Source organism: Staphylococcus sp. HMSC069D12 (genome assembly GCF_001810405.1).
GTDB lineage: Bacteria > Bacillota > Bacilli > Staphylococcales > Staphylococcaceae > Staphylococcus > Staphylococcus haemolyticus.
Genome location: NZ_KV801093.1, coordinates 85654 through 100415, shown reverse-complemented (window position 1 = coordinate 100415; position 14762 = coordinate 85654). Strand labels below are relative to the sequence as shown.

General features: G+C 34.0%; 12 protein-coding genes. All 12 read left to right on the top strand.

What is annotated here, in order from left to right:
• Positions 1-159 precede the first annotated feature (159 nt).
• The 12 genes from HMPREF2737_RS01810 (at position 160) to ffh (ending at position 14254) form a co-directional block, all read left to right on the top strand.
• The gene (locus HMPREF2737_RS01810) at positions 160-957 is read left to right on the top strand and encodes a thermonuclease family protein (protein WP_037551690.1); all 798 of its coding nucleotides are present in this window, start codon (positions 160-162) and stop codon (positions 955-957) included.
• Between the two features lie 154 nt (positions 958-1111).
• Positions 1112-3163: an ATP-dependent DNA helicase RecG gene (recG, locus tag HMPREF2737_RS01805; protein WP_037551688.1), complete on the top strand. Its 2052-nt coding sequence runs from the start codon at positions 1112-1114 to the stop codon at positions 3161-3163.
• A 135-nt stretch (positions 3164-3298) separates the two neighbouring features.
• A complete protein-coding gene (fapR, locus tag HMPREF2737_RS01800) occupies positions 3299-3859 on the top strand; it encodes a transcription factor FapR (RefSeq protein ID WP_037551685.1) in 561 nt (186 codons plus the stop codon).
• A 1-nt stretch (position 3860) separates the two neighbouring features.
• Positions 3861-4847, top strand: coding sequence for a phosphate acyltransferase PlsX (gene plsX, locus HMPREF2737_RS01795; protein WP_037551683.1), 987 nt, complete (start codon positions 3861-3863; stop codon positions 4845-4847).
• Positions 4840-5769 carry an ACP S-malonyltransferase gene (fabD, locus tag HMPREF2737_RS01790; RefSeq protein WP_037551681.1) on the top strand — a complete coding sequence of 310 codons (930 nt, stop codon included), beginning with the start codon at positions 4840-4842 and terminating at the stop codon, positions 5767-5769. The genes plsX and fabD overlap by 8 nt, the downstream gene beginning before the upstream one ends.
• Positions 5759-6496 carry a 3-oxoacyl-[acyl-carrier-protein] reductase gene (fabG, locus tag HMPREF2737_RS01785; RefSeq protein WP_011275968.1) on the top strand — a complete coding sequence of 246 codons (738 nt, stop codon included), beginning with the start codon at positions 5759-5761 and terminating at the stop codon, positions 6494-6496. Before fabD ends, fabG begins: the two co-directional genes overlap by 11 nt.
• A gap of 112 nt (positions 6497-6608) precedes the next feature.
• Entirely contained in the window at positions 6609-6842 is a 234-nt protein-coding gene (locus HMPREF2737_RS01780) for an acyl carrier protein (RefSeq protein ID WP_001830184.1), read from the top strand.
• Between the two features lie 70 nt (positions 6843-6912).
• Complete coding sequence (gene rnc, locus HMPREF2737_RS01775) at positions 6913-7665, top strand: ribonuclease III (RefSeq protein ID WP_276312364.1); 753 nt, start codon at positions 6913-6915, stop codon at positions 7663-7665.
• A gap of 84 nt (positions 7666-7749) precedes the next feature.
• Positions 7750-11319, top strand: a complete 3570-nt coding sequence (smc, locus tag HMPREF2737_RS01770) for a chromosome segregation protein SMC (protein ID WP_037551677.1) — start codon at positions 7750-7752, stop codon at positions 11317-11319.
• Positions 11316-12539, top strand: coding sequence for a signal recognition particle-docking protein FtsY (ftsY, locus tag HMPREF2737_RS01765; RefSeq protein ID WP_070650032.1), 1224 nt, complete (start codon positions 11316-11318; stop codon positions 12537-12539). The genes smc and ftsY overlap by 4 nt, the downstream gene beginning before the upstream one ends.
• Complete coding sequence (locus HMPREF2737_RS01760) at positions 12526-12858, top strand: putative DNA-binding protein (protein WP_011275964.1); 333 nt, start codon at positions 12526-12528, stop codon at positions 12856-12858. Before ftsY ends, HMPREF2737_RS01760 begins: the two co-directional genes overlap by 14 nt.
• 25 nt (positions 12859-12883) lie before the next feature.
• The gene (gene ffh, locus HMPREF2737_RS01755; RefSeq protein WP_037551673.1) at positions 12884-14254 is read left to right on the top strand and encodes a signal recognition particle protein; all 1371 of its coding nucleotides are present in this window, start codon (positions 12884-12886) and stop codon (positions 14252-14254) included.
• Positions 14255-14762 lie beyond the last annotated feature (508 nt).

Sequence of the window (14762 nt, the reverse complement as noted above, 5' to 3'; positions counted from 1 at the left end):
GGACTCATCAGTCCGATTTGACGTAGAGCCTTTTTTATATGGAGCTAAACTTTCATTTTCTTATAAGTGATTTAAATGATAAAAATATTAAAATTTTAATAGTATTTTTTATTATGTTTAGTATAAAATATATGTATATTAAATATTAGGAGAATACTTATGGGGGATTTATATTTAGTATTTATTTGTCTTGTTATTAGTTTTATGTTACTTCTTTTTAAAAAGAAGGTTGCCATTGCAAGTTTGTCGATTTTAATAGCGTTTACCTCATTATTAGTAGTAATGCCACAGCACATTGTTAATGCGCAAAGTAATGTATTAACGAAAGAGAAAGTTAAATTTGTGAAGGGTATTGACGGAGATACTGTTCAACTACTTTACAAAGGGAAGAAATCGACTTTTAGATTGTTGCTTATCGATACACCTGAAACTAAAGATCCACGTAAACCTGTTCAAAAATATGGTCCAGAAGCTAGTCGTTTCACGACAAATATGTTAGCAAATGCTCGTACTATTCAAGTGCAGTTTGATAAAGGGCAACGCACAGATAAATATGGTCGTTATTTAGCGTATGTTTATGCTGATGGTAGAATGGTTAATGAAGCCGTTGTAAGACAAGGATTAGCACGAGTAACATACATTTATCCACCTAATAATACGTTCGAACAGATGTTGAAGGTGAGTCAATCGAAAGCTCAAGCTAAAAAGTTAAATATTTGGAGTAAGACAACATCGAACTCTAAAACCAAGGCAGGTCAGACATCTATTGCCAAGTCTACTCTGAAGCCAACAACACCAAAGACCTCGCCTTCAAAAACAACAAAAAAGCAATCTAAAGAATATTATAAAAATTGTACTTTGATGAGAAAGAAATATCCCAATGGAGTTAAAAAAGGACATCATGCTTATCAATCTAAGTTAGACCGTGATAAAGATGGATGGGCATGTGAAAGATAAGCATTAATCATATAGAGAATTAGGGTGCGGAACAATGAATTCGTAATGAATATTGTTTCGTACCTTTTTTATAGTGCAAAAGGCGTAACAATCAATTAATCAGCCTAATCATGATAAAATAAAGATTAATATTACAAATACTAGGTGAGAAGTTATGACTAAAGTCAATTTAATAGAAAGTCCGTATCCGCTTCAAAGTATCAAAGGACTAGGACCAAAAAGAATTGCTTTATTGCAAGAACTGAATATTAACACGGTTGAAGACTTAGTACTTTATCTACCGACTCGTTACGAAGATAATACAGTTGTAGATTTAAATATGGCTGAAGATCAATCTACAGTCACAATTGTCGGAGAAGTTTATTCGATGCCAACTGTCGCATTTTTCGGCAGAAATAAATCAAAGTTAACAGTACACTTGATGGTAGATAACATCGCGGTCAAGTGTATCTTCTTTAATCAACCATACTTGAAAAAGAAAATTGAACTTCATGGGTCGGTAACTGTTAAAGGAAAATGGAATCGTGCAAAACAAGAAATAAATGGAAATAGGATGTTTTTTAATGAAAAATCACAAGATACAAATGAAATTAAGTTAGAACCTGTTTATCGTATTAAAGAGGGCATTAAACAAAAACAAATGCGAGATATGATTTATCAAACTTTAGATGATGTTACAATCCATGAATGGCTTACAGAAGAACTTAAACAGAAATATAAATTAGAATCTTTAGAGGATACACTATATGCCTTACATCGTCCCAAGGATCGACAGGACTTATTACGTGCTAGAAGAACATATGCCTTTACTGAGTTATTTATGTTTGAATTAAGAATGCAGTGGTTAAATCGTTTAGAAAAGTCATCTGACGAAGCTATTGAGATAAATTACGATATTCAAAAAGTGAAAGATTTTATAGAAACTTTACCTTTTGAATTAACTGATGCACAAAAAAAGAGTGTGAATGAAATCTTTAGAGATTTAAAAGCGCCGATACGTATGCACCGATTACTACAAGGTGATGTAGGGTCAGGTAAAACAGTTGTTGCAGCAATATGTATGTATGCGTTGAAAACAGCGGGCTATCAATCAGCATTAATGGTCCCAACGGAAATTTTAGCTGAACAACATGCAAATAGTTTAACTGAACTGTTCGGTGACTACATGAATGTAGCATTGCTGACAGGTTCTGTTAAAGGTAAAAAAAGAAAAGTTCTATTAGAGCAATTAGAAAATGGTACTATTGATTGTTTAATAGGTACACATGCGCTTATTCAAGATGATGTAACATTTCAAAATGTAGGACTTGTCATAACAGATGAACAACATCGCTTCGGAGTCAATCAACGTCAACTTTTAAGAGAAAAGGGTGCAATGACGAATGTACTCTTTATGACAGCAACACCAATTCCTAGAACACTTGCTATATCTGTATTTGGTGAAATGGATGTGTCATCAATTAAGCAACTACCTAAAGGGCGCAAGCCAATTATTACAAATTGGGCAAAGCATGAACAATATGAGCAAGTGTTATCACAAATGACGTCTGAACTTAATAAAGGACGTCAAGCCTATGTAATATGTCCATTGATTGAGAGTTCAGAGCATCTTGAAGATGTGCAAAATGTAGTCGAGTTGTATGAATCACTTAAACTGCATTATGGAGAGGAAAAAGTAGGATTATTACATGGTAAAATGCCAGCTGAAGAAAAAGATGAGGTTATGACGCGATTCAGTCAACATGATATAGATATACTAGTTTCAACAACTGTAGTTGAAGTTGGTGTCAATGTACCAAACGCGACATTTATGATGATATATGATGCAGACCGCTTTGGTTTATCAACGTTGCATCAATTAAGAGGTCGTGTAGGACGTAGTGAACACCAAAGTTACTGTGCCCTTATCGCATCTCCCAAGACAGAAACTGGCATAGAACGCATGACTATTATGACGCAAACAACGGACGGTTTTGAATTGAGTGAGCGTGATTTAGAAATGCGTGGTCCTGGTGACTTCTTTGGAGTTAAACAAAGTGGTTTGCCTGACTTTATGGTAGCGAACATTGTTGAAGATTATCGAATGCTTGAAGTAGCTCGAGACGAGGCGGTAGAGTTGATACAATCAGGTGAATTTTTTACAGAAACATATCAGCACTTACGTGAATTCATTGATCAGAATTTGCTACATATGAGTTTTGATTGATGCTTAAAAGTCACTATTGTCAAAAAGTAAAATATAGCACTATGATATTTGTTGAGCTTATCAAACGGAAAGTGTTATGATATGTGAGGAATGTTTAAGACTTGGTACTAATTTCGCTTTTAAGGAGGGATTTAATTGAAATTGAAAAAAGTAGAACGTCGTCAGGCGATTCAAAAAGCAATTGAATTAAATCCCTTTATTACGGATAGTGAATTATGTGAACAGTTTGAAGTTAGTATTCAAACCATACGGTTAGATAGAACAAACCTAAGTATTCCAGAACTACGAAAGCGTATTAAATTAGTAGCTGAGCAAAATTATGAACAAATTCGTGCTCTAGAGGCAAATGAAGTGGTTGGAGATTTAATTCAAGTTGAACCAAATATATCCGCTCAATCCCTCATTGAAATTACTGAAGAATCCGTTTTTACGAAGACTCAGATAGCACGAGGTCATGTGTTATTTGCCCAGGCAAATTCGCTTTGTGTAGCTTTAATACATAAATCAACAGTGTTAACACAGGAAAGTAATGTAGCATTCATTGAGAAAGTTAAACTTAATGATACAGTAAGGGCAGAAGCACACGTTGTAAATAAAACTTCGCACCATTATGTTATAGAAGTAAACTCATACGTAAGAGACACAATAGTGTTTAAAGGAACGTTTAAAATGTTTTATATAAGCGAGGATGAATGACATGGTTAAAATTGCTATTGATATGATGGGTGGAGATGACGCACCCGGTATCGTCTTAGAAGCTGTTGAGAAAGCAGTTAATGATTTTAAAGATTTAGAGATTATTTTATTTGGTGACAAAAATCAATACACACTCAATCATGAACGTATAGAATTTAGACATTGTTCTGAGAAAATAGAAATGGAAGATGAACCTGTAAGAGCTATTAAACGTAAGAAAGACAGTTCAATGGTAAGAATGGCAGAAGCAGTGAAAAATGGTGAAGCGGATGGATGTGTGTCTGCAGGGAATACCGGTGCGCTTATGTCAGCAGGTTTATTCATTGTTGGTCGTATTAAAGGTGTGGCAAGACCAGCACTTGTAGTCACTTTACCAACAATTGATGGAAAAGGATTTGTATTTTTAGATGTGGGTGCCAATGCAGATGCGAAACCAGAACATTTATTGCAATATGCACAACTTGGTAATATTTATGCTAAAAAAATACGTGGCATTCAAAATCCTAAAGTATCATTATTAAATATCGGTACAGAACCAGCTAAAGGTAATACATTGACTAAAAAATCTTACCAACTACTTAAAGGCGATCAAAGCTTTAACTTTGATGGTAATATTGAAGCTAAAACGTTAATGGAAGGTAATACTGATGTAGTGGTAACTGATGGATATACGGGTAACATGGTACTTAAAAATATCGAAGGTACTGCAAAATCAATAGGTAAAATGTTGAAAGAAACATTTTTAGGAAGTTTAAAAAACAAACTAGCAGCTTTAGTATTAAAAAAAGACTTAGATGCATTTACTAAGAAGATGGATTATGCAGAATACGGTGGATCAGTATTATTAGGTCTTGACGGAACGGTTGTTAAAGCGCATGGTGGATCAAATGCTCGCGCTTTTTATTCTGCGATTCGACAAGCTAAAATTGCTGGCGATGAAAAGATTGTCGAGATTATGAGAGAGACGGTAGGTGGTAAGGATGAGTAAGGTAGCAATTATTTTCCCAGGTCAAGGTGCACAAAAAGTTGGCATGGCAAGTGATTTGTTTAATGAGGATACGAAAGCGACAAATATTCTAAATACAGCTCAAGAAGCAATGGACTTTGATTTATTGGAAACGATGTTTACAGATAATGAGAACAAACTAGGTGAAACTGAACATACACAACCAGCTTTATTGACGCATAGTATAGCGTTATATAGTACATTAGATAATATTAATGCTGATTATACTATGGGACACAGCTTAGGTGAATATTCTAGTTTAGTTGCTGCAGGAGTATTAAAATTTGAAGATGCAGTTAAGATTGTTCGCAAACGTGGTCAATTAATGGCTCAAGCTTTTCCAAATGGTGTTGGTAGTATGGCTGCAGTATTAGGTTTGAGTTATGAAGAAGTAGGCCGAATATGTAAAGAATTATCTACAAATGATGAATTGGTCGAACCAGCAAACTTTAATTGTCCGGGTCAAATTGTAGTTTCAGGTCACAAATCACTTATTGATAAATTTGTTGAAGAAGGAAAATCGTTAGGTGCTAAACGCGTCTTACCTTTAGCGGTTTCTGGACCTTTCCATTCTTCAATGATGCAAGTGATTGAAAAAGACTTTGAGTCATTCATTAATCAATTTGAGTGGCATGATGCATCGTTCCCGATAGTTCAAAATGTTAATGCACAGGGTGAAACTGATGCAGCAACAATTAAGTCCAATATGATTAAACAATTATATTCACCCGTTGAATTTATCGATTCAGTAGAATGGTTAATTGCGCAAGGTGTAGATCATTTTATAGAAATTGGTCCTGGTAAGGTCTTATCTGGTTTAATTAAGAAAATAAATCGCGATGTTAAATTGACATCAATTCAAACACTAGAAGATGTGAAAGGATGGAATAATCATGACGAATAAAAATGCATTAGTGACTGGTGCTTCAAGAGGTATAGGTCGTAGTATCGCATTACAATTGGCTGAAGATGGTTTCAATGTAGCCGTAAACTATGCAGGTAATAAAGAAAAAGCTGAAGCAGTTGTTTCTGAAATTAAAGCTAAAGGTGTTGAAAGTTTTGCGATTCAAGCAAATGTAGCTGAAGGCGACGAAGTTAAAGCTATGATTAAAGAAGTCGTTAGTCAATTTGGTTCGTTAGATGTACTTGTAAATAACGCTGGTATCACTCGTGATAATTTATTAATGCGCATGAAAGAACATGAATGGGATGATGTTATCAATACTAACCTTAAAGGTACATTTAATTGCATTCAAAAAGCTACACCTCAAATGCTTCGTCAACGTGGTGGTGCAATCATTAACTTATCAAGTATTGTAGGTGCCATGGGTAATCCAGGACAAGCTAACTATGTTGCTACTAAAGCAGGTATAGAAGGTTTAACAAAATCAAGCGCACGTGAACTTGCATCACGTGGTATTACTGTCAATGCGGTAGCACCTGGTTTCATTGTTTCGGATATGACAGACGCATTGAGTGATGATTTAAAATCACAAATGTTAGAACAAATACCTTTATCTCGATTTGGTGAAGATACAGATATAGCGAATACAGTAGCATTTTTAGCATCTGATAGAGCGAAATATATTACTGGCCAAACAATCCATGTCAATGGTGGCATGTACATGTAATTGAAGTACTTGAATTTTATTATCAGTGTTTAAGAAATGCTTGTATTTTACCCATTAAAATGGGAAAATATAGTAGTCTATGGATAGACATTTTTAAAGGAGGTGAATCGACGTGGAAAACTTCGATAAAGTAAAAGATATCATCGTTGACCGTTTAGGTGTAGATGCTGATAAAGTAACTGAAGACGCATCTTTCAAAGATGATTTAGGCGCTGACTCACTTGATATCGCTGAATTAGTGATGGAATTAGAAGATGAATTTGGTACTGAAATTCCTGATGAAGAAGCTGAAAAAATCAATACTGTTGGTGATGCAGTTAAATACATCAATAGTCTTGAAAAATAAAAACTTACATCTGAGTCGTCTACAAGATGGCTCAGATTTTTTTCTTAAGAATCAAACAAAGAATAAACATATGGGAGGTTCTAATGTGACTAATCCAAAAAAAATAGAAATGGTTAATGACTTTCAACAACAGTTTGCGAAGAAAATGAATGAGTTTGGATTTACATATTCAAATATTGACTTGTATCAACAAGCTTTTTCTCATTCAAGTTTTATCAATGACTTTAATATGGATCGTTTGGCGCATAATGAGCGACTCGAATTTCTAGGCGATGCGGTATTAGAATTGACGGTTTCACGCTACCTTTTTGATAAACATCCAGATTTACCAGAAGGTAATTTAACAAAAATGCGTGCAACAATTGTATGTGAGCCCTCACTTGTAATATTTGCTAACAAAATCGAGTTAAATCAACTTATCTTATTAGGTAAAGGTGAAGAAAAAACGGGTGGGAGAACACGCCCTTCATTAGTGTCCGATGCCTTTGAAGCTTTTGTCGGGGCTTTATATCTTGATCAAGGATTAGATGTAGTTTGGCAATTTGCTGAGAAAGTGATTTTTCCATATGTTGAGGATGATGAATTGGTTGGTGTTGTTGATTTCAAAACACAATTTCAAGAGTATGTTCATAGTCAAAATCGTGGAGATGTGACTTATCGTTTAATTAAAGAAGAAGGTCCAGCGCATCATCGATTGTTTACGTCGGAAGTCATTTTAGAGAATGAAGCAGTAGCAACAGGTCAAGGTAAAACTAAAAAAGAATCAGAACAAAAAGCGGCAGAGAGCGCTTATTCAAAATTAAAAAGCAATAATAATCTTTAACATATATTAAAGAAAACCATTAAACGGTAAAATATTGTCCTCCTCTCAACTAGAATGAGTGGAATGATTAACAAGGAGAATAGTATGGTGTATTTAAAATCAATTGATGCCATAGGTTTTAAATCATTTGCAGATCACACAGATGTTCAGTTTGACAAGGGTGTAACTGCAATTGTTGGGCCTAATGGTAGCGGAAAAAGTAATATCACTGATGCCATTAAATGGGTATTAGGTGAACAGTCCGCCAAATCATTACGTGGCTCTAAAATGGAAGATATTATTTTTTCAGGAGCAGAACATCGAAACGCTCAGAATTATGCAGAAGTACAATTGAAACTTGACAATAAAGCTAGAAAGTTACAAGTTGATTCAGATGATATCGTTGTGACACGTCGTTTATATCGTAGTGGTGAGAGCGAATACTACCTTAATAATGATAAAGCGCGTTTAAGAGATATCACTGAATTATTCCTGGATTCTGGTTTAGGAAAAGAAGCATTTAGTATTATATCTCAAGGTAGAGTAGATGAAATTTTAAATGCTAAACCTATTGATAGACGACAAATACTTGAAGAATCAGCTGGTGTATTAAAATATAAGAAGCGAAAAGCTGAATCATTACAAAAGTTAGACCACACTGAAGATAATCTTACGCGCGTAGAAGATATTTTATATGATTTAGAAGGACGCGTTGAACCATTAAAAGCTGAAGCATCAATTGCAAAAGAGTATTTAAAATTGTCTGAAGAGATGAAACAAAGTGATGTTATTGTTACTGTACATGATATCGACCAATATTCAGAGGAAAATCGTCAACTGGATCAAAAATTAAATGATTTAAAAAGCCAACAAGCGGATAAAGAAGCAAAACAAGCTCAGATTAATAAATATATTCAAAAGCAAAAGTCTCAACGTCAACAAATTGATAATGACATTGAACAATTAAACTATGATTTAATCAAAGCTACTGAAGAATATGAAAAGTTCACAGGTCGATTGAATGTTTTAGAAGAAAGAAAACGAAATCAATCAGAAACGAATGCTCGTTTTGAAGAAGAGTTAGATAATTTACATCAAGAATTAAAAAATGCTCATAATGAAAAAGCTGATATTACTCAACAAATTACTGCCTTACAAGAAAAACAAAAAGAGTTGAATAATAGTATTCATCAATTAGAATCAAAACTGTATGTTTCTGATGAACAACATGACGAAAAATTGGAATCAATCAAAAATGAATACTATGAATTAATGTCTGAACAATCAGATGTAAATAATGATATTCGCTTTTTAGAGCATACGATTAAAGAGAATGAAGCGAAAAAATCACGCTTAGATTCTCGCTTGGTTGAAGCGTTCAATCAACTTAAAGCGTTGCAAAGTGAAATTTCTAATACAGAACGCAACCATCAAGCTACTGTTAAACAATTGAGCGATATTGAGACTCAAATAAGTCAACTAGAACAGCAGTTATCAAAATCTAAACAAACTCAAACTGAATATGAAGATAAACTTTATCAGGCTTATCGATACACTGATAAAATGAGAGCTAGAATAGAGAGTTTAGAAACTCAAGAAGAAGATTATACTTATTTCTTTAATGGTGTTAAACATGTGTTAAAAGCTAAAAATGATAACCTACAAGGTATTCATGGGGCCGTTGCAGAAGTGATAAATGTGCCATCTGAATTGACTCAAGCGATTGAGACCGCATTAGGTGCTTCATTACAACATATCATAGTTGATAGTGAAAAAGATGGACGCCAGGCAATACAATTTTTAAAACAAAAGGGTCTTGGTAGAGCCACATTCTTACCATTAAATGTTATAAGATCGAGACAATTATCTAATAATATTAGACATATCGCTGAAAATACAAATGGATTTATCAATGTAGCTTCAGATGCGATTAAAGTTAATTCACAATATCAAGCTGTAGTTGAAAATTTAATAGGTACTACTATTATCGTAGACAATTTGAAACATGCTAATGAACTGGCAAGAGCTATCCAATATAAAACACGCATTGTAACTTTAGAAGGAGATATTGTTAATCCTGGTGGTTCTATGACCGGTGGTGGTACGCGCAAGACGAAGAGTATTCTTTCACAAAAAGATGAACTGACAACTATGCGTAATCAATTAAAAGATTATGAATCGCAAACACAAGATTTCGAGAAACAGCTACAAAAACAAAAAAATGAAGTTGAACATCTCAGCGAAACTTATTTTAAAATGAGTCAGAAATATAATGAAGTAAAAGAACAATCTCATAACGAAGCGTTAGAATTAGATCGACTTAAAACACAAGAAACGCACATTAAAGATGAACATGAGGAATTTGAATTCGAGAAAAATGATGGCTACCAAAGTGAAAATAGTCGCATTACTTTAACTGAAAAACAAGAGCGTTTAACTATTATTCAAGGTAAGTTAAAACAACTTGAAACAGATATTGAACGTTATACTCAATTATCTAAAGAAGGTAAAGAGAATACCACTCAATTGCAACAACAATTAAACCAAAAACGTTCTGACTTAGCTGTAATTAAAGAACGAATAAATGCTCAAAAAGCGTCATTAGAACGTACAGATAAACAGATAGAGACGATTAACAAACAATTAACAAATGTTGACGATAAAATTAAACTCTTCAATTCTGACGAAATGATGGGGGAACAAGTATTTGAAAAATTACAACAACAGATAAAATCTAAAGAAAATGACCGACAATCCATCACTGATCAGTTAAAACAATTGAAAAAAGAACGTATTGATGTCAATGAACATGTTGAGTCACATGAAGCTACATTGCAAAAATGTCATCAAGATTTATTGTCAATTGAAAGTTTTTATCAAGATATAAAAGCACAACAATCGAAATTAGATGTATTGATTAACCATGCAATTGATCATTTGAATGATGAATATCAACTAACTGTTGAGCGGGCTAGAAGTGAATTCTCTTCAAAAACGCCAATTGATGCGTTGAGAAAGAAAGTCAAACTAACTAAAATGTCAATTGAAGAACTTGGGCCAGTAAATATAAATGCTATTGAGCAATTTGAAGAATTAAATGTGCGTTATACTTTCCTAGATGAACAACGTACAGACTTGCGTGAAGCGAAACAAACACTTGAACAAATTATAAGTGAGATGGACCAAGAAGTGAAAGGTCGTTTTAAAGAAACGTTTTTACAAGTGCAATCTCATTTTACGACAGTATTTCAGTCGTTATTTGGAGGTGGACATGCTAAATTAGAGTTAACAGATGATGATTATTTATCAGCTGGTGTCGATATTATTGTTCAACCACCTGGTAAGAAATTGCAACACTTATCTTTATTAAGTGGTGGTGAGCGTGCATTAAGTGCTATTGCACTACTATTTGCTATCTTGAAAGTAAGATCTGCTCCATTTGTTATACTAGATGAAGTAGAGGCTGCACTCGATGAAGCGAATGTAATTCGATACGCTCAATTTTTAAAAGAATTATCTATTCAAACTCAATTTATTGTTATTACACATCGAAAAGGGACTATGGAATATTCAGACCGTTTATATGGTGTGACGATGCAAGAGTCAGGTGTTTCAAAATTAGTAAGTGTCAACTTAAATACAATTGATGAGGTTATGAAGGAGGAACAAGCATGACTTTCTTTAAACGATTAAAAGACAAATTTTCAACGAAATCTACTGAAGATATAGAACAAGATTTATCAGAAGAAGAAGGTAATCAGAGTAGCGCAACTCATGATGATAATGATGAAGCACAGATAGAACCGAAGAAAAAACCACGTAAATTAAGTGAAGCGGACTTTGATGACGATGGATTAATTTCAATTGAAGACTTTGAAGAAATTGAAGCACAAAAAATGGGTGCTAAATTTAAAGCGGGACTTGAAAAATCACGTCAGAACTTCCAAGAACAACTTAATAATTTGATCGCGCGTCATAGAACAGTAGATGAAGATTTCTTCGAAGCACTTGAAGAAATGTTAATCACTGCAGATGTTGGTTTCAACACAGTGATGCAATTAACAGAAGAATTACGTACTGAAGCACAACGTCGAAATATACAAGAAACTGAAGAGTTACGTGAAGTTATTGTTGAAAAGATTGTTGAAATCTATCATCAAGAAGATGACCAATCAGAAGCAATGAATCTCGAAGACGGCCGTTTGAATGTCATTTTAATGGTTGGCGTAAATGGTGTTGGTAAAACAACTACAATCGGTAAATTAGCACACAGATATAAAATGGAAGGCAAAAAAGTAATGCTTGCCGCTGGAGATACATTTAGAGCTGGTGCAATTGATCAACTACAAGTTTGGGGAGACCGTGTAGGTGTTGAAGTAATTCGTCAAAGTGAAGGTTCAGATCCTGCTGCAGTTGTATATGATGCAATTAATGCCGCTAAAAATAAAGGTGTCGATATATTAATTTGTGATACTGCAGGACGTTTACAAAACAAATCTAATTTAATGCAAGAATTGGATAAAATGAAACGTGTCATTAGCCGAGCTGTACCAGATGCACCACATGAAGCTTTATTATGCTTAGATGCAACAACAGGTCAAAACGCATTATCTCAAGCACGTTCATTTAAAGAAGTTACAAACGTATCAGGTATAGTATTAACTAAATTAGATGGTACTGCTAAAGGTGGTATTGTACTTGCGATTAGAAATGAACTTCATATACCTGTGAAATATGTAGGATTAGGTGAGAAACTTGATGACTTACAACCATTTAACCCAGAAAGTTATGTATATGGCTTATTTGCAGATATGATTGAACAAAATGAAGATATTCCAGATGAAGTTGCTGAATTAGATTTTAATAATGAGGATAATCCAAATGGGGAAAAATGATTTAGTTAAAACTTTGCGAATGAATTATTTGTTTGATTTTTATCAAACATTATTAACTGAAAAACAAAGAAATTATATGGAACTGTTTTATTTGAGAGACTATTCACTAAGTGAGATTGCAGAGACATTTGATGTGAGTAGACAAGCAGTTTATGATAATATAAGAAGAACTGGCGATTTAGTAGAAGATTATGAAGCTAAATTGAATTTGTATGAAAAATTTGAACAACGTCGTAAAATTTATGACGATATGAAACAAACATTAAATGATTCTAAGAAGTTAGAACAATACATTAATCAATTAGAAGAATTAGAATAAATAGAGATAAAGGAGGGCAATTGATATGGCATTTGAAGGATTATCCGATCGTTTGCAAGCTACGATGCAGAGAATGCGTGGTAAAGGTAAAGTTACTGAAGCGGATATTAAAGCAATGATGCGTGAAGTACGATTAGCATTATTAGAAGCCGATGTAAACTTTAAAGTAGTAAAAGAATTTGTTAAGACAGTGTCAGATCGTGCCTTAGGATCAGATGTAATGCAATCATTAACACCTGGTCAACAAGTCATTAAAATTGTACAAGATGAATTAACTCAATTAATGGGTGGCGAAAACTCAACGATTAAAATGGCAAATAAGCCACCGACTGTTGTTATGATGGTTGGTTTACAAGGTGCAGGTAAAACAACAACAGCCGGTAAACTAGCATTATTAATGCGTAAAAAATATAATAAAAAGCCAATGTTAGTTGCAGCGGATATTTATCGTCCAGCCGCAATTAACCAATTACAAACGGTAGGTAAACAACTTGACGTTCCTGTTTATAGTGAAGGGGACCAAGTTAAACCGCAACAAATCGTTGAAAATGCATTAAAACATGCCAAAGAAGAACATTTAGATTTTGTAATCATTGATACAGCAGGTCGTTTGCATATTGATGAAGCGTTAATGAATGAACTTCAAGAAGTTAAAGAAATTTCTAAACCTAATGAAATCATGTTAGTTGTAGATGCTATGACTGGACAAGACGCTGTTAACGTTGCTCAATCATTTGATGACCAATTGGACGTTACTGGTGTTACGTTGACTAAATTAGATGGGGACACTCGTGGTGGTGCTGCTTTATCTATTCGTTCAGTAACTCAAAAACCAATTAAATTTGTTGGTATGAGTGAGAAGATGGATGGACTTGAACTGTTCCATCCAGAGCGAATGGCTTCTCGTATACTTGGTATGGGAGATGTTTTAAGTCTTATTGAAAAGGCACAACAAGATGTTGACCAGGAAAAAGCTAAAGATTTAGAACAAAAAATGCGTAATTCTACGTTCACATTGGACGATTTCCTTGACCAATTGGATCAAGTTAAAAATCTTGGCCCACTTGATGACATCATGAAAATGATTCCAGGAATGAATAAGATGAAAGGCATGGATAAGTTAAATATGGATGAAAAGCAAATTGACCATATTAAAGCAATTATCCAGTCTATGACACCAAGTGAAAGAGAAAACCCAGCAGTACTAAATGTTTCAAGAAAAAAACGTATCGCCAAAGGTTCTGGGCGTTCACTACAAGAAGTGAATCGCTTGATGAAACAATTTAATGATATGAAGAAAATGATGAAGCAATTCAGTGGTGCTGGCCGTAAAGGTAAAAAAGGCAAACGTAGTCAAATGGAAAATATGTTAAAAGGTATGAACTTACCATTTTAATTAAGTGAAAATATCGAACGCTTCTCAAATAGCGTTCGATATTTTGATGTTTATTGAAAAATAAATGTACTACCAAACATTTAGCAAAAGGTTCGGCTTAGCTAAAGTATAAACGCAGTGGTTGATTGGACTTGAAATAAAATATTTCAAGCACCTAATCAACTGTGCGCGGTGACGGGGTCCCAACACAAAGAATTTCATTAAGAAATTCTACAAGCAATGAAAGTTGGGGTACGAATTCAAAGAATTCTATCTCACTCCTATAACCAAATCTACGGTTTTGAAAAAACCTAGTTAAAGGAACACCCTAGCTAAAGCTAGTGCGTAAGTCCCACTAACTAAATAAATTTAGTTAATAAGGTTCGGCCTAGCTAAAGCTAGCCCATAACCAAATCTACGGTTTTGAAAAAAACTAGATTTGGTAAAGAAAAAAGTCTTTACAAAATATCAAGTTACTGTTAATATTATTTCTTGTAGAAAATAAAAAGTAAAAGATTTAAAGGAGAGT

What these genes read in the sequence shown, in the direction of transcription:
- ffh (WP_037551673.1), top strand. Translation starts at nt 12,884, where the DNA reads ATGGCATTTGAAGGATTATCCGATCGTTTGCAAGCTACGATGCAGAGA.
- recG (WP_037551688.1), top strand. Translation starts at nt 1,112, where the DNA reads ATGACTAAAGTCAATTTAATAGAAAGTCCGTATCCGCTTCAAAGTATC.
- fabG (WP_011275968.1), top strand. Translation starts at nt 5,759, where the DNA reads ATGACGAATAAAAATGCATTAGTGACTGGTGCTTCAAGAGGTATAGGT.
- rnc (WP_276312364.1), top strand. Translation starts at nt 6,913, where the DNA reads ATGGGAGGTTCTAATGTGACTAATCCAAAAAAAATAGAAATGGTTAAT.
- HMPREF2737_RS01760 (WP_011275964.1), top strand. Translation starts at nt 12,526, where the DNA reads ATGGGGAAAAATGATTTAGTTAAAACTTTGCGAATGAATTATTTGTTT.
- HMPREF2737_RS01810 (WP_037551690.1), top strand. Translation starts at nt 160, where the DNA reads ATGGGGGATTTATATTTAGTATTTATTTGTCTTGTTATTAGTTTTATG.
- ftsY (WP_070650032.1), top strand. Translation starts at nt 11,316, where the DNA reads ATGACTTTCTTTAAACGATTAAAAGACAAATTTTCAACGAAATCTACT.
- plsX (WP_037551683.1), top strand. Translation starts at nt 3,861, where the DNA reads ATGGTTAAAATTGCTATTGATATGATGGGTGGAGATGACGCACCCGGT.
- smc (WP_037551677.1), top strand. Translation starts at nt 7,750, where the DNA reads ATGGTGTATTTAAAATCAATTGATGCCATAGGTTTTAAATCATTTGCA.
- fabD (WP_037551681.1), top strand. Translation starts at nt 4,840, where the DNA reads ATGAGTAAGGTAGCAATTATTTTCCCAGGTCAAGGTGCACAAAAAGTT.